This window comes from Streptomyces sp. SX-6 (genome assembly GCF_059089585.1).
The window spans coordinates 11667-31990 of sequence record NZ_JBTHHU010000048.1 but is presented as its reverse complement, the minus strand read 5'-3'; the positions used below and the strand labels follow the sequence as shown (position 1 = coordinate 31990).

The following is a 20324-nucleotide window of genomic DNA, read 5'->3' as shown; positions in this document are numbered from 1 at the left end:
CATGCCCCGCCTCGTACGATGCGGGGCGTGAAAAGGCGGTGCGGGTATCTGGCGGCGGCGCTGGTGCTCGCCCTGCAGGCACTGGTCGGCTGCGGAGGCGGCGAGCCGCGCGGTGACCGGCCGGGCGTGGAGCGGCTCCTGGACGACTGGGCCGCCGCCGTGCGCGGCCACGACGAGCGCGCGTACCTCGCGGCCGTGGATCCCGAGGCCGCCGGCTACCGGGAGGGGCAGCGGCAGGTCTTCGCCAACCTCGCCGGCGTACCGCTCTCCTCCTGGGAGTACCGGCTGACGCGCACCGGAGGCTTCGCGCCTGTGCAGGGTGACGGCCACCGGGTCGCGGTGCAGGCCGAACTCCGCTACCGGCTGGCCGGTTACGACACCGCGCCGGTCACCGCGCCGGTCACCGCCCCGGTGCGGCTGACGGCGGTGCGGCGCGGCGGCCACTGGTACGTCGCCGGCGAGGACACCGCCCACGGCGCACGGCAGCTGTGGGAGCAGGGCCCGGTCACGGTCGTCCGGGGCGAGCGCAGCCTCGTCCTCGGCGTGGGCCAGGACGAGGACCGGCTGCGGGCCGTCGCCGGCCTGGCCGACCGGGCGGTCCCGGTGGTGGCCGAGGCCTGGGGCACCGGCGACTGGCCGGGGCGGGTGGTGGTCGAGATGCCCGCGTCGCTGGAGAGCATGGGAGGGCTGCTGGGCACGCCCGCCGCCACGTACCGGGGCATCGCGGCGGTCACGACGGGCGAGACGGGCGGCGCGGGGAAGGCACCGGCCGACCGGATCATCGTCAACCCCGAGGCGTACGGCGGGCTCAGCGACTTCGGCCGGCAGATCGTGCTCACCCATGAGACCACCCATGTCGCCACCCGGGCCCGGACGTCGGCGGCCACGCCGCTGTGGCTCGCCGAGGGCTTCGCCGACTGGGTCGCCTACCGCGCCGCCGGCCGTACGCCGAAGGAGGCCGCGCCCGAGCTGGCCCGCGCGGTGGCCGCGGGGAACGTGCCGCAGCAGCTGCCGGACGACGCGGACTTCGGCTTCACCGGCGAGTCCGGGCGGCTGGCCCGGGCGTACGAAGGCGGCTGGCTCGCCTGCCGGATGACGGCCGAGCGTTGGGGGGACGCGAAGCTGGTCGCCCTCTACCGGGCGGTGGGGGAGCACCGCGAGCGGAAGGGGGCGTCGTCGGTCGAGGCGGCGATGCGGGCGGTGCTGGGTGTCGGGGTCGACGACTTCACGCGGCAGTGGCGGGGGTACGTGCGGGACGCTTTGCGCTGAGCGGTGGGGAGTTGTGCCCCGGTCCCGCCCTTTCGCCGTTTCCTCCGGGGGCAAGCCCCCGGGCCCCCGGAACCGCGCTCCGCGCGGTTGTCCTCAATCGCCGGACGGGCTGAAATTCAGCCCGTCCGGCGATTGAGGACAAGCGGCGGAGCCGCGACAAGCGGGGTTTGGGGCGCAGCCCCAGGAGACGGTGAGAGGGCGGGACCGGGGCACACATCCCCACCGCGCCCGCCGAAGGGCTACGTGCCCGACACCAGCGCCGACGCCCGCTCCGTCGGGGGATCCGGCTCGTCCGCCCGCGGCGCCTCGGTGACCGTCTCGCGCCACAGTCGGGAGCACGAGATGAGGGTCGCCGCCACCAGCAGCGTGTTGCGCAGGGCCAGCGTCGCGACGCCCAGCTTGTCGCTGGCCACCACGTGCGAGAACCAGATGGGGAACTCGAGCTGGGTGAGCGGCGCCGCCACCATCATCAGCAGGACGGGCAGCTCCTGCCGGGTCGCCCGCCTCGTCACGCACACCGCGCCGAGGCCGATCAGCCAGATCACGTACTGCGGGCTGATCACCCGGCTGGTCGTGGTGAACAGCAGCACCGCCGTGAACGCCGCATCCGAGGGCGTGCACGAGGTGAACCGCCGTGCGCGCATCCGCCACAACACCAGCCAGGCGAAGGCCAGCAGGCTCAGGCCGAGCGCGAGGGCGCTCACCGCGTGGACATGCCGGCCGAGGAACTCGACCGAGCCGTAGTGCAGTCGGGCCCGCCCGTGCCAGCCGAAGTGCCGCCCCAGGTGGAAGACCAGCGACCCCAGGGACTCCACCTCCGTGCCCCGGTCGCGCTGGAAGGTCAGGAAGGCGAGCGCCCCCGGCATCGCCGCCGCGAACATCATCGCCAGCACCACCGCCGTCACCAGCGCCGACGTCCAGGCCGTACGGGTACGGGGGCCGCGCTTCACGCCGACCAGCAGCAGGACGGGCCAGACCTTCAGCAGCGCGCCGAACCCGGCGAGCGCTCCCGCCAGCCGGGTGCGCCGGCCGAGCGCCAGCAGCCCCGCGACAGCAACGGCCGTCACCATCACGTCGTACCGGGCGTAGACGATCGGGCCCAGCAGCGGTACGCCGATCACCCAGACCCACACCCCGTACGGATTGCGCCCGCCGCCCCGTACCGCGTACAGCAGCATGCCGAAGACGGCCGCGTCCGCCGCGAAGCAGACGACGAAGAACGCCGAGGCGTAGTCGAGGAACGGCAGCAGTCCCGGGGCGAGCACGGCGAGGGCGGCGGCCGGGGGGTACTGCCAGGTCACGTCGTCGAACGGGAAGATGCCGCCGCGCAGGACGCCGTACCAGCCCTTGTAGATCACCTCGATGTCGACCGAGACGTCCGAGCCCGGCAACACCCACACGCGGAACACGCACAGCAGGAGAACGATCCTGGTGACGACCCACACCACGATCGAGAGCCGCAACCGAGAGAGCGCCTTGGAGTCCGCCGACATTCCGCTCGTCCCTTCCTCAGCGTGTACGTGCCGTCACTGGAAGGCATGATGCCTGCCGGGGCGGCCCGTGCGCGTGACGTCGGCGACGTGGCGTACTGTCGGCGGACGATGCACAAGACCCTGATCGTCACCAATGACTTCCCGCCGCGTCCCGGGGGAATCCAGGCGTTTCTGCACAACATGGCCCTGCGCCTGGACCCGGAGAGCATCGTCGTCTACGCCTCCACATGGAAGCGGAGCCGGGAGGGCGTGGAGGCCACGGCGCGCTTCGACGCCGAGCAGCCGTTCCGCGTGGTGCGCGACCGTACGACCATGCTGCTGCCCACCCCGCGGGTGACCCGGCGGGCCGTCGGGCTGCTGCGCGAACACGGCTGTTCCTCCGTGTGGTTCGGGGCCGCCGCGCCGCTGGGGCTGATGGCCCCGGCGCTGCGCAGGGCGGGGGCGAGCCGGCTGGTCGCCACGACCCACGGGCACGAGGCGGGCTGGGCGCAACTGCCCGCGGCCCGGCAGTTGCTGCGGCGCATCGGCGAGGGCACCGACACGATCACCTATCTGGGCGAGTACACGCGGTCCCGTATCGCGACCGCCCTCACGAGTGAGGCGGCGGCCCGGATGGTCCAACTGCCGCCCGGCGTGGACGAGAAGACGTTCCACCCCGGCTCGGGCGGCGACTCGGTCCGCGCCCGGCTCGGGCTGGCGAACCGTCCGGTCGTGGTCTGCGTCTCGCGGCTCGTGCCGCGCAAGGGGCAGGACACGCTGATCCGGGCCATGCCGGCGGTGCTGGCACGGGTGCCGGACGCGGTGCTGCTCATCGTCGGCGGCGGGCCGTACGAGGCGGATCTGCGGAAGCTGGCCTCCGCCACGGGGGTTGCGGGGTCGGTGCGCTTCACGGGGGCCGTGCCGTGGGAGGAGCTGCCCGCGCACTACGGTGCGGGTGATGTCTTCGCCATGCCGTGCCGGACGCGGCGGGGCGGTCTCGATGTCGAGGGGCTCGGCATCGTCTACCTCGAGGCCTCCGCGACCGGCCTCCCGGTCGTCGCCGGCGACTCCGGCGGCGCGCCGGACGCCGTCCTCGACGGTGAGACCGGCTACGTCGTCCGCGGCGACTCCGCCGGGGAGACCGCGGAGCGGGTGGCCGTGCTGCTGGAGGATGCGGAGTTGCGGGGGCGGATGGGGAAGCGGGGGCGGGAGTGGGTGGAGGAGCGGTGGCGCTGGGACTTGCTGGCTGAGCGGCTCCGGGGGCTGCATCCCCCACCCCCCACCTACCGCTGGTAGATCGCCTCGATCTCGTCCGCGAAGTCCTTCGCGACAACGTTCCGCTTCAGCTTCAGTGACGGCGTCACATGCCCGGACGCCTCCGTGAACTGCCCCGGCAGAATGCGGAACTTCCGCACCGACTCCGCCTGCGACACCGCCGCATTGCCGTCATCGACGGCCTTCTGCACGTCGGCCAACAGATCCGCGTCATCGGCCAGTTCGGCCGGCGTCAGCCCGGCCGGCTTGCCGTGGGAGGCGAGCCAGCGCGGCAGGAAGTCCTCGTCGATCGTGACCAGCGCACCGACGAACGGCCGGGCATCGCCGACGACCATGCACTCGGCGATCAGGGCATGCGCCCGGATCCGGTCCTCGATCACCGCCGGGGCGACGTTCTTGCCGCCCGCGGTGACGATGATCTCCTTCTTCCGGCCGGTGATCGTGAGGTACCCGGCCTCGTCCAGCGTGCCCAGGTCACCGGTGTGGAACCAGCCGTCCGCGAGCGCCTCGGACGTCGCCGCGTCGTTGTTCCAGTAGCCCGAGAACAGGTGCTCGCCGTGCAGCAGCACCTCGCCGTCGTCCGCGATGCGGATCACGGAGCCCGGCAGCGGCTGCCCGACGGTGCCGATCTTCGGGCGGTCCCAGGGGTTGAAGGCGGTCGCGGCGCACGACTCCGTCAGGCCGTACCCCTCCAGGACCGTGAAGCCGATGCCCCGGTAGAAGTGGCCGAGCCGCTCGCCCAGCGGCGCCCCGCCGGAGATCGCGTGCGTGGCCCGGCCGCCGAGCACCGCGCGCAGCTTGCTGTAGACGAGCCGGTCGAAGACCTTGTGCTTGATCTTCAGGCCGAAGGAGGGGCCCTCGGGGGTGTCCATGGCCCGGCTGTAGGCGATCGCGGTGTCCGCCGCCTTGTCGAAGATCTTGCCCTTGCCGTCCGCCTGGGCCTTGGCCCGCGCACCGTTGTAGACCTTCTCGAAGACCCGCGGCACGCCCAGCATCAGCGTGGGCCTAAAGCCGGCGAGGTCGTCGGTGAGGTTCTTGATGTCGCTCACCATGCCCAGCCGGATCGGGGCCAGCAGGGCGCCGATCTCCACGAGCCGGCCGAAGACATGCGCGGCGGGCAGGAAGAGAAGGACGGACGAATCGCCCGTACGGAACAGCGGCTTGAGCCGCTCCACCGCGTTGCCGCACTCCGCGAAGAAGCTGCGATGGGTGAGCACACAGCCCTTGGGACGGCCCGTGGTGCCCGAGGTGTAGACGATCGTCGCGGGCGAGTCCGCGTCGGCGAGCGAGCTGCGCTCGTCCACCTCCTCGTCCGTCACCTCCGCACCGGCATCGCGCAGTTGCCCGACGGCGTCGCCCTCGATGCGCCAGATGTGCTCGAGCGACGGGAGCCGGTCCCGTACGGAATCGACCGCCGCCTCGTGCGCCTCGGTCTCCACCAGGGCGGCCACGGCGCCCGAGTCGCTGAGGATCCACTGGATCTGCTCGGGGGAACTGGTCTCGTAGACGGGCACGGTGACCCCGCCCGCGCTCCAGATGGCGAAGTCCAGCAGCGCCCACTCGTAACGCGTGCGCGACAGCAGCGCGACCCGGTCGCCCGGCTTGATGCCCGACGCCATCAGTCCCTTGGCCGCGGTGCGCACCTCGGCCAGGAAGCCTGTGGCGGTGACGTCCTGCCAGTGACCGTCGACCTTGCGCCCTATCACCGCGACATCGGGGTGGAGCGCGGCGTTCCGGCGGATGAGATCCGTCAGGTTTCCATCCGCGGGGACCTCGTAGAGGGCCGGAAGGCTGAACTCGCGCAAGACTGCTGCTCCTCGTCGGGCGCCGGCGCCGCCGCGTCGTTGAGGGGCGCTGCGTCGGCTGCGGTCCATGATCAGGCAAGGTGAATTGGACGGCCCGGACGTTACCCACCAGTACTGCTTTCGAATAGAGGGTTACGGCCAGATGTTCCGTGTGTCACACGCCACGGGACTGCCCTGGGCACCCTAGCCCCTCCGGTCGGTAACCAGGAAGTAACCGCAGGTCGGGGGCCTTCCGGAGGCCATGGGGCGGCGCCTAGGGTGCTCTCTGTGAGAGTGCATGTGGTCAGCGATGTACACGGCAACGCCGAGGATCTCGCCCGGGCGGGCGACGGCGCCGACGCCCTGGTGTGCCTGGGCGATCTGGTCCTCTTCCTCGACTACGCCGACCACTCGCGCGGCATCTTCCCGGAGCTCTTCGGCGTCGAGAACGCCGACCGCATCGTCGAACTGCGCGCCGGCCGCCGCTTCGCCGAGGCCCGTGAGCTGACCCGCGGCCTCTGGGCGGGCATCGACCGCGAGCCCGCGGTCGAGAACGCGGTCCGCAAGCAGTACGCCGAGCTCTTCGCCGCCTTCCCCACCCCCACCTACGCCACCTACGGGAACGTCGACGTCCCCCACCTCTGGCCCGAGTACGCCCGTCCCGGCGTCACCGTGCTCGACGGCGAGCGGGCCGAGATCGGGGGGCTGGTTTTCGGCTTCGTCGGAGGTGGCCTGAGATCGCCCATGCGCGGCCCGTACGAAATCGACGACGAGACCTACGCCGCCAAGCTCGCCGCCCTCGGCACGGTCGACGTGCTCTGCTCGCACATCCCGCCTGACGTGCCCGAACTCTGCTACGACACCGTCGCCCGCCGCTTCGAGCGCGGCAGCGAGGCCCTGCTCGAGGTCATCCGCGCGACCCGTCCCAAGTACGCGCTCTTCGGCCATGTTCACCAGCCCCTGGCCCGCCGGATGCGCGTCGGCGCGACCGAATGCGTCAACGTCGGCCACTTCGCGTCGACCGGTACCCCCTGGGCCCTGGAGTGGTGACCGGCCGCGCAAGGTAGCCTTCACCGGCAGACACTGGCGGCGGAGCGGTACGGAGGAGCCACGGAGATGGCGGAACACACCAGCTCGAGCATCACGATCGAGGCGACCCCCGCCGAGGTCATGGCGGTGATCGCCGACTTCGACAACTACGCGGAGTGGACCGGCGAGGTCAAGCAGGCCGAGGTCCTCGAGAAGGACGAGCAGGGCCGCGCCTCGAAGGTGCGCCTGGTGCTCGACGCGGGGGCCATCAAGGACGACCACACGCTGGCCTACAGCTGGCCCACGGACGATCAGGTCAGCTGGTCCCTGGTCAAGTCCCAGATGCTGCGCCAGCTCGACGGCTCCTACAGCCTCAGGCCCCTCGAGGGCGGCCGGCACACCGAGGTGACCTACCAGCTCACCGTCGACGTGAAGATCCCCATGCTCGGCATGATCAAGCGCAAGGCGGAGAAGGTCATCATCGACCGCGCCCTGTCCGGGCTCAAGGCGCGCGTCGAGGCCGTCGCGACGTCCTGACACCCTGGCCCATTCACCTGCCTGCCGGAGGCTCTTCTTTGCGTACGGTCCTCGTCACCGGTCCCGGCGGCGCGGGCCGCACCACCGTCGCCGCGGCGACCGCCCTCGCCGCGTCCCGGCAGGGGCGGCGCGTACTGCTGCTCACCGGCGACCGCGGGCCCGCGCCCGACGCGGTGCTCGGCACCCCGCTGCCGCCCGTCGTGGCGGGGACCCCGCCGGCCGACGCGGCGCCCGGCCTCCGGGCGGCCCGCATCGCCCCCGGCGAGCACTTCGCCGCGCTCGCGCGCGACCTCCAGGAGCGCGGGGCCTCCCTCTTCGACCTCCTCGGCGCCACCCCGCTGGACCCCGAGGAACTCACCGAGCCGCCCGGCGCCGAGCCGCTCGCGATCCTGGCCGCCCTGCGCGCCGCCGCGGGCTCGGCGTACGACCTCGTCGTCGTCGACATGCCGCCCGCCCACGAGACCGTCCGGCTGCTCGCCCTGCCCGAACAGCTGCGCCGCTACCTGCGCCGCCTGCTGCCCGCCGAACGGCAGGCCGCCCGCGCGCTGCGCCCGATGCTCGCCCAGCTGGCCGGGGTGCCCATGCCCACGCAGCGGCTCTACGAGACCGCCGAGCGCTGGGACGCCGAACTGGCCGTCGTACAGGGCCTGATCGAGGCGGACACCACCACCGTGCGGCTCGTCGCCGAACCCGGCCCGTCCGCCGTCGACGCGTTGCGCACCGTCCGCGCCGGGCTCGCCCTCCAGGGCTGCCGCGTCGACCGCCTCATAGCCAACAGACAGCTGCCGGACGGCTCCGCCGACCCCTGGCTGGCCGCGCTCGCGGCCGAGCAGCAGACCGCCGCCAAGGCACTGCGCGAGGAGTTCCACGGCATCGACGCCATCGCGCTGCCCCACCTCGGCCGTGCCCCGCGCGGCCTCGCGGACCTGGCGGAGCTCGTACCCCACTGCGGCGACGAGCCCGGCCACGCCCCCGGACCCGAGCCCTGGACCGTCGAGGACCGCCTCGCCGACGACGGCATGCTCGTCTGGCGCATCCCCCTGCCCGGCGCGGACCGCGGCACCCTCCAACTGGTGCGCCGCGGCGACGAACTCGTCCTCTCCGTCGGCCCGTTCCGCCGCGTCCTGTCCCTGCCGTCCGCCCTGCGACGCTGCACCGTCGCCGGTGCCGGACTGCGCGACGCAGCGCTGTGCATACGCTTCGTGCCCGACCCCGCGCTGTGGCCGCGGACGCCCTGAGCTGCGCACCCTTCGTCGGGTACCGTCGAAGACACACCCAGTCCCAGGAGTTCGTGATGAGTGACCGCACCGAGCCCGGGCCGGACGCCTGGGAGCAGGCCTGCGCCGAGGACCTCGCCGCCGAGCGCGCCCGCCGGCGCGAGCAGTACGGGCCGCAGCCCGGCAGCGCCGCCGAGGAGCTCCGCAAGCTGGTCGACGCCGTCGCGGACAAGGTCGCGGACCTCGGGCTGCCGTTCGCGGGTGCGACGGCACAGGGCGCGGTCCAGCAGATCGTCGACCGGGCGAAGGCCGCCATGGAGCCCGTCGTCGAGCGCAACCCCGAGGTCTTCGACCACCTCGCCTCGGCCGGTACCGAGCTGCTCGCCGCCTACCGCGCCGCCGTGCGCGGCGCGGAGGAGCGCTGGACCCGGGGCGATGCCCCGGGGCGCCCCGGGGCATCGCAGGAGGGCGACGACGGCGGCGAGGGCGGCGAGAGCACCGGGACAGAACGCATCGATCTCGACTGATCCCCGTCTCCGGTACGGTTGTCGCGGCGGGGTTCGGGCTAAACAACTGAGGGACACATGGGACTCACCATCGGCGTGGACATCGGCGGCACGAAGATCGCGGCCGGCGTGGTCGACGAAGAGGGTTCGATCCTCGCGACATGCAAGGTGCCGACCCCGGACACCTCCGAAGGCGTCATCGACGCCATCGCCGACGCGGTGCGCACCGTCAGTGCCGACCACGATGTCGAGGCCGTCGGCATCGGCGCCGCGGGCTATGTGGACGACAAGCGGGCCACCGTCCTGTTCGCACCGAACATCAACTGGCGGCACGAGGCGCTCAAGGACAAGGTCGAGCAGCGCGTGGGCCTCCCGGTCGTCGTCGAGAACGACGCCAACGCCGCCGCCTGGGGCGAGTACCGCTTCGGCGCCGGCCAGGGCCACGACGACGTCATCTGCATCACCCTGGGCACCGGCCTCGGCGGCGGCATCATCATCGGCAACAAGCTGCGCCGCGGACGCTTCGGCGTCGCCGCCGAGTTCGGCCACATCCGGGTCGTCCCCGACGGCCTGCTGTGCGGCTGCGGCAGCCAGGGCTGCTGGGAGCAGTACGCCTCCGGCCGGGCGCTCGTCCGCTACGCGAAGCAGCGCGCCAACGCCACCCCCGAGAACGCGGAGATCCTCCTCGGCCTGGGCGACGGCACCGTCGAGGGCATCGAGGGCAAGCACATCAGCGAGGCCGCCCGGCAGGGCGACCCGGTGGCCGTCGACTCCTTCCGAGAGCTGGCCCGCTGGGTCGGCGCGGGCCTGGCCGACCTGGCCTCGCTCTTCGACCCGTCGGCGTTCATCGTCGGCGGCGGCCTCTCGGACGAGGGCGACCTCGTCCTGGACCCGATCCGCAAGTCCTTCCGCCGCTGGCTGGTCGGCGGCGAGTGGCGTCCGCACGCGCAGGTGCTCGCCGCGCAGCTGGGCGGCAAGGCCGGGCTGGTCGGCGCCGCGGACCTCGCGCGCCAGGGCTGAGGGCCCGAGGGAAAAGCCGTGGTCGGCGCGGCGGGGATCGGGAAGGATCGTCCCGTGAACCCCACCGCGCTGACCGACCTCCCCGCGTCCCGCACCGAGGCCGACGGCTCGGCCGTCGTCCGCGTGCTCAGCTACAACGTCCGTTCCCTGCGTGACGACGTGCCCGCACTCGCCCGGGTCATACGGGCCTGTGCCCCCGACGTCGTCTGCGTCCAGGAGGCGCCCCGCTTCTTCCGGTGGCGCAAGGCGGCGGCCCGGCTCGCGCGGATGTCGGAGCTCGTGTACGTCACGGGCGGCGCCACCGCCTCGGGCCCGATGATCCTCTCCTCGCTGCGCGCCCACGTCGAGCGCGCGGAGGACGTACTGCTGCCCCGCACCGCCGGACTGCACCAGCGCGGTCTGGCGACCGCCGTGTTCCGCTTCGGCGGGGCCCGACTGGGCGTCGTCTGCTGCCACTTGAGCGTCAACCAGCAGGAGCGGTACGCCCAGGGGCAGTTGCTGCTGGACAAGGCCGCCTCTCTCGGGGTCCCGCACGCCGTCGTGGGCGGCGACTTCAACGACCGCCCCGACGGCCGGACGTTCGGCCTGCTCGCCGGTGCCCTCCAGGACGGCTGGGCCACCGCGCCGTGGGGCCGCGAGCACACCACGCGCCTCGGTGATCCCCTCCAGCGCATCGACGCGGTCTTCGCGACGGAGGGCGTGGAGGTGCTGGGGTGCGGGGTGCCGATGGGGCTGCCGGGGGTTGCCGAGTCCGACCTGCGGGCGGCCACGGATCACCTTCCGGTGCTGGCGGTGGTGCGGGTGCCGGTGGGTGGGTGAGGGGGGTTTCCTCCCCGCCCCGCCCTTTCTCCGTTTCCGCAGGGGCTGCCGCCCCTGCGCCACCCCGCGGCGGGCGGGGCTCCGCCCCTGCACCCCACCGGGGGCTCCGCCCCCTGGGCCCCGGTGGGGCTTCGTCCCTCCTCGTAACCGAGGTCGCCCCAGGCCACCAGCAGGAGCACGTCCCGGTGCCGGGGCGGGAGCCGGGCCAGCGCGGCGGCCAGGTCCCGGCGAACGCCCTCGGCGCCGGCCCGTTCCGCCGGGCCGTCGTCGTGCTCGACGGGCGCCGGGACGGCGGCGAGCGCCTTGAACCGGCGGGCCTCGGAACGGCGGTGGCGCCGGATCAGATTGGTCGCGATGCCGAACAGCCACGGGCGGGCGTCGTCACGGGACCGTTCCATCGCCGAGGCGTCGGATTCCTCCTGCGGGGGCGGGCGTCTGACGCCGGACATGACCGAGCCCGCCCGGGAAGGTCCCGGACGGGCTCGTGTTGCGCGGGGTGGCGTGCGGTCAGACGACCGCGCCGCGGCCCGGATCGTCGTCGTCCTCCTCGTCCCCGTCCCGCATCCGCAGGACGAGCGTCGCGAAGCCGCCGAGGAAGCCGCCGATGCCCAGGGTGGTGATCCACCACGTCAGTTCCTGCTGGAGCAGGACCGTCACCAGGAGCAGCAGGGGGCCGCCCAGCACCGCCAGCCACGCGAAGCGCGAGGTGACGTCACCGGTCGGGAGCGGCGGCGGCTCCGGGGGGACGAAGTGGCCCTCGTCATCGTCGTCGCCCTTGTTCGCCTTATCCGCCCTATCCGCCTTGTCCGCCGGGGGCTCGGCGGTGGTCCAGTCGCGGGGGCCGACGCCCGGGGCGAAGACGACGAAACTCCCCGGCCGCTCGGCGGGCGGCGCCGACTTCTCCGGAGCCTGCGGAGCCTCCGGTGCCTGCGGGGCGTCCGCCGCGGTGTCGTCACCGGTCGCGGGCCAGCGGCCCTTCTCCGGGTCGGGCTGCTCGCCGTAGGCCGCGACCAGTTCCGCCCACGCCGCGTCCTCGTCGAGCGGCTCCCCGCTCTCGTCGCGGTCGCGGTCGTGCCCGGCGTCGCGTTCAGCCACGGGGCGCCGCCCCGTGCCGGGAGAGCCGGCCGATGAACGCCCAGGTGTCGTCGAAGATCGCCTCGGCGTCGTGGTCCAGGGTCGCCACGTGGTGGCTGCGCTCCAGCAGCCGCTCCGTGACGTCCATGGAGGAGACGCGGGCCAGGATGCGCGCCGAGTCGGCGGGCGGCACCACATGGTCCTGCGGGCTGTGCATCAGCAGCAACGGCTGTGTCACCTGCGGCAGTTCACCGTCCAGCAGCTGGAGGAAGCGGCGGAACGAGTGCGCCGCGTGCAGCGGCACCCGGTCGTACCCGGTCTCCGTCATGCCCTCCATGGCGATGTCGCTGGAGATGCCCTTGGAGGAAGGGATCAGGTGGCGCAGCACGGGCAGCGCCTTCGCCCCGATCCCGTGCACCTTGTTCGCGGGGTTGACCACCGCGACGCCGGCGACGGCCTCGCCGTGCTTGGCCGCCAGCCGCAGCGCGAGCGCGCCGCCCATCGACAGGCCGCACACGAACACCTCGGCGCAGCGCTCCCGCAGGGACCACAGCTCGCGGTCGACCTCCGCGTACCAGTCCTGCCAGCCGGTGATCTGCATGTCCTGCCAGCGCGTGCCGTGACCGGGCAGCAGGGGCAACGAGACGGTGAGACCGCGCTCCGCGAGATAATTGGCCCAGGGCCGGACGGACTGCGGGGAACCGGTGAAGCCGTGGCACACAAGGACGCCGACCTCTCCGCCGTCATGGCGGAACGGCTCGGCACCGGGGAGAAGCGGCACCGGGATCTCCGATCGATGAAACGGGACAACGAGACAAGGGTCTGTCCCTCAGCGTACGCGGAGCGTCGCACGCCGGGTAGGCAGGTTAAGGTCTCCTCGTCACTACAGGAGGTTCTCGGTTGTTCTACGGCGCTATGAAGCTGTCCATCGGCGGGTCGCTGAAGCTTGCCTTCCGGCCGTGGGTGGAGGGCCTGGAGAACATTCCGGCCGAGGGTCCCGCGATCCTGGCGAGCAACCACCTGTCCTTCTCGGACTCGTTCTTCCTCCCGGCAATCCTCGACCGCAAGGTCACGTTCATCGCGAAGCAGGAGTACTTCACCTCCCCCGGAGTCAAGGGGAAGCTGACGGCCGCCTTCTTCAAGGGTGTCGGGCAGCTCCCCGTTGACCGCTCGGGTGCCCGCGGCGCCGGTGAAGCGGCGATCCAGAGCGGCATCGAGGTGCTGGAGCGCGGCGAGCTGTTCGGCATCTACCCCGAGGGCACCCGCTCGCCCGACGGCCGCCTCTACCGCGGCAAGCCGGGCGGCCTGGCCCGCGTGGCGCTGGCCACCGGTGCGCCCGTGATCCCGGTCGCGATGATCGACACGGAGAAGATCCAGCCGCCGGGCAAGGTGATGCCCAAGCTGATGCGCCCGGGTATCCGCATCGGCAAGCCGCTGGACTTCAGCCGCTATCACGGCATGGACGGCGACCGCTTCATCCTCCGCTCGGTCACCGACGAGGTGATGTACGAGATCATGAAGCTCTCCGGCCAGGAGTACGTGGACGTCTACGCCACGGCCGCCAAGCGCCAGATCGCCGAGGAGGCGAAGCGCAAGGCGCAGGAGGAGAAGGACGAGAAGGAGGCCTCGAAGGCCGCCGGTCTCGAGGACGAGGAGAAGAAGCGCTTCACGCTGCGGCACCGCAAGGAACAGTGACCGCGCCGGATACGAGCCGGCTCCGCATGTCGGTGGAGCTGCCTCTGTGGCGTGCGCTCACCGGCTACCGGCTGGTGGCCCTCGGCTATGCGCTCGTGCTGTACGTCCCCGACCACCAGCGCTACGCCCACCCGCTGGGCGCCTCGCTCTATATGGGCGTACTCACTCTGTGGACGCTGCTGACCTGGCGCCGGTTCTCCTCCGCCGAACGCTGTACCTGGCACTTCCCGCTGGCGGACCTCGCCATGGCGCTCGCCGGGATCCTGCTCACCGGCGTACTGGACACCGACGCCCGCATCGCGGACGGCACCCACACCCTGCCCGCGGTCTGGACGGCGGGCGCGGCGCTCGGGTGCGCGCTCAAGGGCGGCTGGCGCTGGGCGACGGTCGCCGCGACGCTGGTGGTCGCCGCCAATGTCGCCGAGCGCGAGGAACTGCCCGTCCGCGACCTGCTGCTGGTGTGGGTCGCCAGCATCGCCATCGGCTATGTCGTCGAGGTGACGCGGATCAGCGAGCGCACGCTCGCCAAGGCCCTGCGGATCGAGGCGGCCACCCGGGAACGCGAGCGGCTCGCCCGCGACATCCACGACGGGGTGCTCCAGGTCCTGGCCATGGTCCAGCGCCGGGGCACGGCGCTCGGCGGGGAGGCCGCCGAGCTGGGCCGGATGGCGGGCGAGCAGGAGATCGCGCTGCGTACGCTCATCGCGGGCGGTCCTTCTCCGGACGCGCCGCCGCCTTCCGCCGACGGCCCCTGTGACCTGCGGGCCCTGCTCGGCCCGTACTCCACCGCCACCGTCTCGCTGGCCGTGCCCGGCACGCCGGTGATGCTGGACGCCGCCGCGGCCGGTGAGCTGGCGGCCGCCGTGGGCGCCGCCCTGGACAACGTCGCCGCGCACGCCGGCGACGGCGCGCGGGCCTGGATCCTGCTGGAGGACGAGCCGGACGAGGTGATCGTCACCGTGCGGGACGACGGCCCGGGCATCCCCGAGGGCCGCCTGGCCGCCGCCGAGCAGGAGGGACGCATGGGCGTCGCCCTGTCGATCCGCGGCCGGCTGCGCGACCTCGGCGGCCGCGCGGAGCTGATCTCGGTGCCCGGCCAGGGCACGGAAGTCGAACTGAGGGTTCCCCGATGAGTGTGAAGGTGATGGTGGTCGACGACCACCCGATGTGGCGGGACGCGGTCGCGCGAGACCTGGCCGCCGCCGGATTCGACGTGGTGGCCACGGCGGGCGACGGCCCCGAGGCGGTGCGCCGCGCCAGGGCGGCGTCCCCCGAGGTACTCGTGCTCGACCTCAACCTGCCGGGCCTGCCCGGGGTGGCCGTCTGCAAGGAACTGGTGGCGGCCGACCCGGCGCTGCGCGTCCTCGTGCTGTCCGCGAGCGGCGAGCACGAGGACGTCCTGGAGGCGGTGAAGTCCGGGGCGACCGGCTATCTGGTCAAGTCGGCCAGTACGGAAGAGCTGTTGGCCGCCGTCCGCAGCACGGCCGCCGGCGACCCCGTCTTCACCCCCGGCCTGGCCGGACTGGTGCTGGGCGAGTACCGCAGGCTCGCCGCCGACCACACGCCCCCCGCCCCCGACCGGCCGGAGCTCCCCCGGCTGACCGACCGCGAGACCGAGGTGCTCCGCCTCGTCGCCAAGGGACTCTCCTACAAGCAGATCGCCGAGCGGCTGGTTATTTCCCACCGAACGGTGCAGAACCATGTTCAGAACACCTTGGGCAAGCTCCAGTTGCACAACCGCGTGGAGCTCGTGCGCTACGCGATAGAGCAAGGTCTCGACGGCGCCTGACCCCTGTCCGGCCGGGCGGCGTCCTTGGCTTACGGGAGGGTGTCATGCGGGTCGGAGTACTGACCGGTGGCGGTGACTGCCCCGGGCTCAACGCCGTCATCCGAGCGGTCGTCCGCAAGGGCGTCCAGGAGTACGACTACGAATTCACCGGCTTCAGGGACGGCTGGCGCGGGCCGCTCCTGGGCACGACGGTACGTCTCGACATCCCCGCGGTGCGGGGGATGCTGCCGCGGGGCGGCACGATGCTCGGTTCGTCGCGCACGAACCCCTTCAAGGAACGCGACGGCGTCCGCCGGATCCTGGACAACCTCGACAAGTGCGAGGTGGACGCCCTGATCGTCATCGGCGGCGAGGACACGCTCGGCGTTGCCGCGCGGCTCTGCGAGGAGCACGGCGTGCGCTGCGTCGGCGTGCCCAAGACCATCGACAACGACCTGTCCGCCACGGACTACACCTTCGGCTTCGACACCGCCGTCGGCATCGCCACCGAGGCCATCGACCGGCTGCACACCACCGCCGAGTCGCACATGCGCGTCCTCGTCGTGGAGGTCATGGGCCGGCACGCGGGCTGGATCGCCCTGCACTCCGGGCTGGCCGGCGGGGCCAACGTCATCCTCATCCCCGAGCAGCGCTTCGACCTCGACGAGGTCTGCGGGTGGGTCACCTCCCGGTTCCGCTCCAGCTACGCGCCGATCGTGGTCGTCGCGGAGGGCGCCATGCCGAAGGACGGCGACGTGGTGCTGAAGGACTCCGCCGCGCGGGACTCCTTCGGCCACGTCCGCCTGTCGGGCGTGGGGGAGTGGCTGGCGAAGGAGATCGAACGCCGCACGGGCAAGGAGGCGCGCACCACGGTGCTGGGCCATGTCCAGCGCGGCGGCACCCCCAGCGCGTTCGACCGCTGGCTCGCGACGCGCTTCGGGCTGCACGCGATCGCCGCGGTGCGGGACGGGGCGTACGGCTGCATGGTCGCCCTGCGGGGGACGGACATCGCCCGGGTGCCGCTCGCTGCCGCGACGGAGCGGTTGAAGACGGTGCCGGCGGAGCGGTACGAGGAGGTGAAGGTCTTCTTCGGCTGAGCCCGGCCGCACCGGTGCGGGGTGGGGATTTTTGCCCCTGCCCCGCCCTTTCACCGTTTCCTCCGGGGCTCCGCCCCGGGCCCCGGAACCGCGCTCCGCGCGGTTGTCCTCAATCGCCGGACGGGCTGGATTTTGTCAGCGCACCGCGACGACCTCCGCCACCAACCCCGCGACGATCGCCGCACCGTTCAGCGTCAGCACCGACTCCGGGTGGAACTGCACACCCGCGAACCCCGCAGGCGACCGCACCGCATGCACATCCCCGCTCACCCCGTCCCGGCTCAGCTCGATCCCGTGCAGCGCCAACTCCTCCGCCACCTCCCCGTCGCACCGCGCCGTGAACGTGTTGTAGAAGCCCACCGTCTCCTCCCTCCCGAAGAAGTCGATCCGCTCCTGCGCCCCCTGGTACGGCACGTCCTTCCGCACGATCTCCATCCCCAGCTCCGCGGCGATCAGTTCGTGCCCCAGGCACACGCCCAGCAGCCCGCCCTCATGGGTGCGCAGCAGCTCCGCCGCGAGCTCGCGCAGCAGCCGCATCTTGGGGTCGGCCAGGTCCGAGGGGTTGCCGGGGCCGGGGCCCAGCACCACGGGACCCCGGTGCGCCAGCGCGGCGTCCCGCAGGCCCGGCTCGTCGTAGCGCCGCACGGTGACCGTCAGTCCCGAGGTGCGCAGCATGTGCGCGAGCATCGCCGTGAAGGTGTCCTCGCCGTCGACGACCAGGGCGTGCCCGTCCAGTGGCGAGGACCCGGCGGGGTCCTGCATCCGCAGCCAGAAGGGGGACAGGTCCGACCGCCGGGCGTCCAGCGCGGCCCGCACCCGCGGATCGTCCGCGAGCCGCACAGGCGGAGCAGGCGATTCCGCAACCCGCGACGGCCGCACCCCGAGCGCGGCCAGCACGCCCGCCGCCTTGGCATGCGTCTCGGCGACCTCGCCGCGCGGATCGGAGTGCCGTACGAGCGTCGCCCCGACCCCGATCCGCAGCCGCCCGAGCCGGTCGATGTCGGCGGTGCGGATCAGGATCGGCGAGTCCAGGGTCTGCGCACCGTGCGCGTCACGGCCGATGAGGGCGAGCGCGCCCGCGTAGTAGCCGCGCCCGCCGCCCTCGTACCGCCCGATGACGCGGCACGCGTTCTGCACCGGCGACCCGGTGACCGTGGCCGCGAACATCGTCTCCTTCAGCACCTCGCGCACGTCCAGCGAGGAGCGCCCCCGCAGCTCGTACTCGGTGTGCGCGAGGTGGGCCATCTCCCGCAGCCGGGGGCCGATCACCGCGCCGCCCCGGTCGCCGACGGTGCACATCATCTTGAGCTCCTCGTCCACGACCATGGACAGCTCGTCGATCTCCTTGCGGTCCTGGAGGAAGGCGAGCAGCCCCTCGGCGGACGGGCCGCCCTCGGCCGGGTAGCGGTAGGTCCCGCTGATCGGGTTCATCACGACCGTCCCGCCGGACATCCGCACATGGACCTCCGGGCTCGCTCCCACCAGCGTCCGCTCGCCGGTGTGCACGACGTAAGTCCAGTACGCACCGCGCTCGCCGGAGAGCAGACGCCGGAAGAGCGCGAGCGCATCGGCGGCCGCAAAGCCGTGGATCTCGCCCTCGAACGTCCGCCGGATGACGAAGTTGGCACCCTCGCCGGTGCCGATCTCGTCCTCGATGACTCGCTCCACGATGGCCGCGTACGCATCGTCGTCCACGTCGAACGCACCGCCCTCGACCCGCACTTCGTGCGCGGGCAGCGCGTCGAGCACCTCGGCGAGCGGCAGTTCGTACGTCTCCTCGGGCCGCAGCACGAGCAGCGGTGTCCCGTCGTCCGGGACGTCGAAGCCCCGCTCGCGGATCTGCCGGAACGGTACGAGCGCCAGCGCGTCCGTCACCGGCCCGCCACCCGGGGGCGGGCCGTCCGGCAGCGGGATGCCGCCGAGCAGCGGGGCCTCGGAGACCGGGCCGAGCAGCAGCTCGACGGTGTCGCCGGGGAGCCCGGGGGTGCGGCGGTGGAGGAGGGCGAACGGCGGGCAGCCGCCGGCGGTCAGCCGGGTGAGGAGAGCGGAAGCGGAGGCGGTGGACATGCGGGTTCCTTCCGTGCGGGGGAGGAACGGCCGGCTGTGTCGCAAGACGCCGAAGGCCGCCCCTCGGGCGGCCTTCGCGATGATCGGGATGTACGCGCGATCAGTGGGCCGCCGTGAGAGCGGTCCACCACCAGTTCCGGTTCATGAGCACGTACATGCGGCGCACCATACCCGATGCCGGACGGGCCTGTCGCCACATTCCGGAAAATGCGTCTCATACTTCGGGCCGTCTGCTGGGCCGGCGGCGCGACCCCGTACTGTTGAGGCGTGACCGTGAACGCTGAAATCCACGCCGGTGGCAACACCTGGCGCTCCCTTCCCGCGGCGCAGCAGCCCGACTGGCCGGACCAAGTGGCTCTGCGCGATGTGATCGCCGAGCTCGAGTCCTATCCGCCCCTCGTCTTCGCCGGCGAGTGCGACCAGTTGCGCGAGCGTCTGGGAGCGGTGGCCCGTGGCGAGGCGTTCCTTCTCCAGGGCGGTGACTGTGCCGAGGCGTTCGACGCCGTCGGCGCCGACCAGATCCGCAACAAGCTGAAGACCCTGCTCCAGATGGGCGCGGTGCTGACCTACGCCGGTTCGGTGCCGGTGGTCAAGGTGGGCCGGATCGCCGGTCAGTACAGCAAGCCGCGTTCGAAGCCGACCGAGACCCGCGACGGCGTGACCCTGCCGACGTACCGCGGCGACTCCGTCAACGGCTTCGCCTTCACCTCCGAGGCCCGTACGCCGGACCCGCAGCGCCTGAAGCGGATGTACAACGCCTCGGCCTCCACGCTGAACCTGGTGCGCGCCTTCACCACCGGCGGCTACGCCGATCTGCGCCAGGTGCACGCCTGGAACCAGGACTTCGTGCGCTCCTCGCCCTCCGGTCAGCGCTACGAGGCGCTGGCGCGGGAGATCGACCGGGCGATGAACTTCATGAACGCCTGCGGGGTGGACCCGGAGGAGTTCAAGACCGTCGAGTTCTTCGCCTCGCACGAGGCGCTCATCCTCGACTACGAATCCGCGCTGACCCGTGTCGACTCGCGTACGGGCAATCTGTACGACGTGTCGGGCCACATGGTGTGGATCGGTGAGCGCACCCGGCAGCTCGACGGCGCGCACATCGAGTTCGCGGCGCGCATCCGCAACCCGCTCGGCGTGAAGCTGGGCCCGACGACCACGTCGGAGGAGGCGCTCACGCTGATCGACCGCCTCGACCCGGAGCGCGAGCCGGGCCGGCTGACCTTCATCACCCGCATGGGCGCCGACAAGGTGCGCGACCGGCTCCCGGAGCTGGTCGAGAAGGTCACGGCGTCCGGTGCGCAGGTGGCGTGGGTGTGCGACCCGATGCACGGCAACACCTTCGAGGCCGCCTCGGGCCACAAGACCCGGCGCTTCGACGACGTGCTGGACGAGGTCAAGGGCTTCTTCGAGGTCCACAAGGGCCTGGGCACCCACCCGGGCGGCATCCACGTCGAGCTGACCGGCGACGACGTCACGGAGTGCGTGGGCGGCGGCGACGAGATCTTCGTCGACGACCTGCACCAGCGCTACGAGACGGCCTGCGACCCGCGGCTCAACCGCAGCCAGTCGCTGGACCTGGCCTTCCTGGTCGCGGAGATGTACCGGGACCAGTGACGGCCACCCCGGCCCGAGCACGCCGTGGGGGGGGGGGGGGGGGGGGGGGGGGGGGGATAGACACGTAGGCTCTCGTTT

The 20324-nt window shown here is 72.6% G+C and carries 19 protein-coding genes; 13 read left to right on the top strand and 6 right to left on the bottom strand.

Going from position 1 to position 20324, the window contains the following annotated elements:
- The first annotated feature begins 18 nt into the window (after positions 1–18).
- Entirely contained in the window at positions 19–1269 is a 1251-nt protein-coding gene (locus ACV530_RS34250) for a hypothetical protein (protein WP_494336609.1), read from the top strand.
- Between the two features lie 239 nt (positions 1270–1508).
- Here the strand turns inward: ACV530_RS34250 and ACV530_RS34245 are convergent, their stop codons facing one another.
- Positions 1509–2762, bottom strand: coding sequence for a glycosyltransferase 87 family protein (locus ACV530_RS34245; RefSeq protein WP_494336608.1), 1254 nt, complete (start codon positions 2760–2762; stop codon positions 1509–1511).
- A gap of 108 nt (positions 2763–2870) precedes the next feature.
- Here ACV530_RS34245 and ACV530_RS34240 point away from each other — a divergent pair, with 108 nt between their 5' ends.
- The gene (locus tag ACV530_RS34240) at positions 2871–4037 is read left to right on the top strand and encodes a glycosyltransferase family 4 protein (RefSeq protein ID WP_494336607.1); all 1167 of its coding nucleotides are present in this window, start codon (positions 2871–2873) and stop codon (positions 4035–4037) included.
- On the opposite strand, the gene ACV530_RS34235 is transcribed toward ACV530_RS34240, so the two are convergent.
- Positions 4025–5821, bottom strand: a complete 1797-nt coding sequence (locus ACV530_RS34235; protein ID WP_494336606.1) for an AMP-dependent synthetase/ligase — start codon at positions 5819–5821, stop codon at positions 4025–4027. The two genes, ACV530_RS34240 and ACV530_RS34235, sit on opposite strands and share 13 nt — an antisense overlap.
- A gap of 279 nt (positions 5822–6100) precedes the next feature.
- Here ACV530_RS34235 and ACV530_RS34230 point away from each other — a divergent pair, with 279 nt between their 5' ends.
- The 6 genes from ACV530_RS34230 to ACV530_RS34205 all read left to right on the top strand — a co-directional run bounded on the left by ACV530_RS34230 (position 6101) and on the right by ACV530_RS34205 (position 10928).
- On the top strand, positions 6101–6850 hold the full coding sequence (locus tag ACV530_RS34230) for a metallophosphoesterase family protein (protein ID WP_494336626.1): 750 nt from the start codon (positions 6101–6103) through the stop codon (positions 6848–6850).
- A 66-nt stretch (positions 6851–6916) separates the two neighbouring features.
- Positions 6917–7366, top strand: coding sequence for an SRPBCC family protein (locus ACV530_RS34225; RefSeq protein ID WP_494336605.1), 450 nt, complete (start codon positions 6917–6919; stop codon positions 7364–7366).
- Positions 7367–7404: 38 nt separating this feature from the next.
- Positions 7405–8604, top strand: a complete 1200-nt coding sequence (locus tag ACV530_RS34220) for an ArsA family ATPase (protein WP_494336604.1) — start codon at positions 7405–7407, stop codon at positions 8602–8604.
- A gap of 56 nt (positions 8605–8660) precedes the next feature.
- On the top strand, positions 8661–9110 hold the full coding sequence (locus tag ACV530_RS34215; RefSeq protein WP_494336603.1) for a DUF5304 domain-containing protein: 450 nt from the start codon (positions 8661–8663) through the stop codon (positions 9108–9110).
- A 57-nt stretch (positions 9111–9167) separates the two neighbouring features.
- Positions 9168–10109, top strand: a complete 942-nt coding sequence (locus tag ACV530_RS34210; RefSeq protein ID WP_494336602.1) for an ROK family glucokinase — start codon at positions 9168–9170, stop codon at positions 10107–10109.
- A 54-nt stretch (positions 10110–10163) separates the two neighbouring features.
- Entirely contained in the window at positions 10164–10928 is a 765-nt protein-coding gene (locus tag ACV530_RS34205; RefSeq protein ID WP_494336601.1) for an endonuclease/exonuclease/phosphatase family protein, read from the top strand.
- Here the strand turns inward: ACV530_RS34205 and ACV530_RS34200 are convergent.
- The 3 genes from ACV530_RS34200 to ACV530_RS34190 are packed head-to-tail and all read right to left on the bottom strand — an operon-like array spanning position 10883 to position 12783.
- Positions 10883–11377 carry an RNA polymerase sigma factor gene (locus tag ACV530_RS34200; protein ID WP_494336600.1) on the bottom strand — a complete coding sequence of 165 codons (495 nt, stop codon included), beginning with the start codon at positions 11375–11377 and terminating at the stop codon, positions 10883–10885. The two genes, ACV530_RS34205 and ACV530_RS34200, sit on opposite strands and share 46 nt — an antisense overlap.
- Positions 11378–11435: 58 nt before the next feature.
- Positions 11436–12023 carry a hypothetical protein gene (locus ACV530_RS34195; protein WP_494336599.1) on the bottom strand — a complete coding sequence of 196 codons (588 nt, stop codon included), beginning with the start codon at positions 12021–12023 and terminating at the stop codon, positions 11436–11438.
- Positions 12016–12783 (bottom strand): alpha/beta hydrolase, encoded by a 768-nt coding sequence (locus ACV530_RS34190; RefSeq protein WP_494336598.1) that lies wholly within the window; start codon positions 12781–12783, stop codon positions 12016–12018. The genes ACV530_RS34195 and ACV530_RS34190 overlap by 8 nt, the downstream gene beginning before the upstream one ends.
- 119 nt (positions 12784–12902) lie before the next feature.
- On the opposite strand from ACV530_RS34190, the gene ACV530_RS34185 reads away from it, so the two are divergent.
- Genes ACV530_RS34185 through ACV530_RS34170 form a run of 4 tightly spaced genes read left to right on the top strand, consistent with a single transcriptional unit; the run spans position 12903 to position 16562 of the window.
- Positions 12903–13697, top strand: coding sequence for a lysophospholipid acyltransferase family protein (locus tag ACV530_RS34185; RefSeq protein ID WP_494336597.1), 795 nt, complete (start codon positions 12903–12905; stop codon positions 13695–13697).
- 26 nt (positions 13698–13723) lie between these two features.
- On the top strand, positions 13724–14830 hold the full coding sequence (macS, locus tag ACV530_RS34180) for a MacS family sensor histidine kinase (RefSeq protein ID WP_494336625.1): 1107 nt from the start codon (positions 13724–13726) through the stop codon (positions 14828–14830).
- Positions 14827–15486 carry a response regulator gene (locus ACV530_RS34175; protein WP_494336596.1) on the top strand — a complete coding sequence of 220 codons (660 nt, stop codon included), beginning with the start codon at positions 14827–14829 and terminating at the stop codon, positions 15484–15486. Before macS ends, ACV530_RS34175 begins: the two co-directional genes overlap by 4 nt.
- 44 nt (positions 15487–15530) lie before the next feature.
- Positions 15531–16562, top strand: coding sequence for a 6-phosphofructokinase (locus ACV530_RS34170; protein WP_494336595.1), 1032 nt, complete (start codon positions 15531–15533; stop codon positions 16560–16562).
- 135 nt (positions 16563–16697) lie between these two features.
- Here ACV530_RS34170 and ACV530_RS34165 read toward each other — a convergent pair whose 3' ends face one another.
- Complete coding sequence (locus ACV530_RS34165) at positions 16698–18629, bottom strand: anthranilate synthase family protein (RefSeq protein ID WP_494336594.1); 1932 nt, start codon at positions 18627–18629, stop codon at positions 16698–16700.
- 267 nt (positions 18630–18896) lie between these two features.
- Between ACV530_RS34165 and ACV530_RS34160 the strand changes: the two genes are divergently transcribed.
- Positions 18897–20246: a class II 3-deoxy-7-phosphoheptulonate synthase gene (locus ACV530_RS34160; RefSeq protein ID WP_494336593.1), complete on the top strand. Its 1350-nt coding sequence runs from the start codon at positions 18897–18899 to the stop codon at positions 20244–20246.
- The last annotated feature ends 78 nt before the right edge of the window (positions 20247–20324 follow it).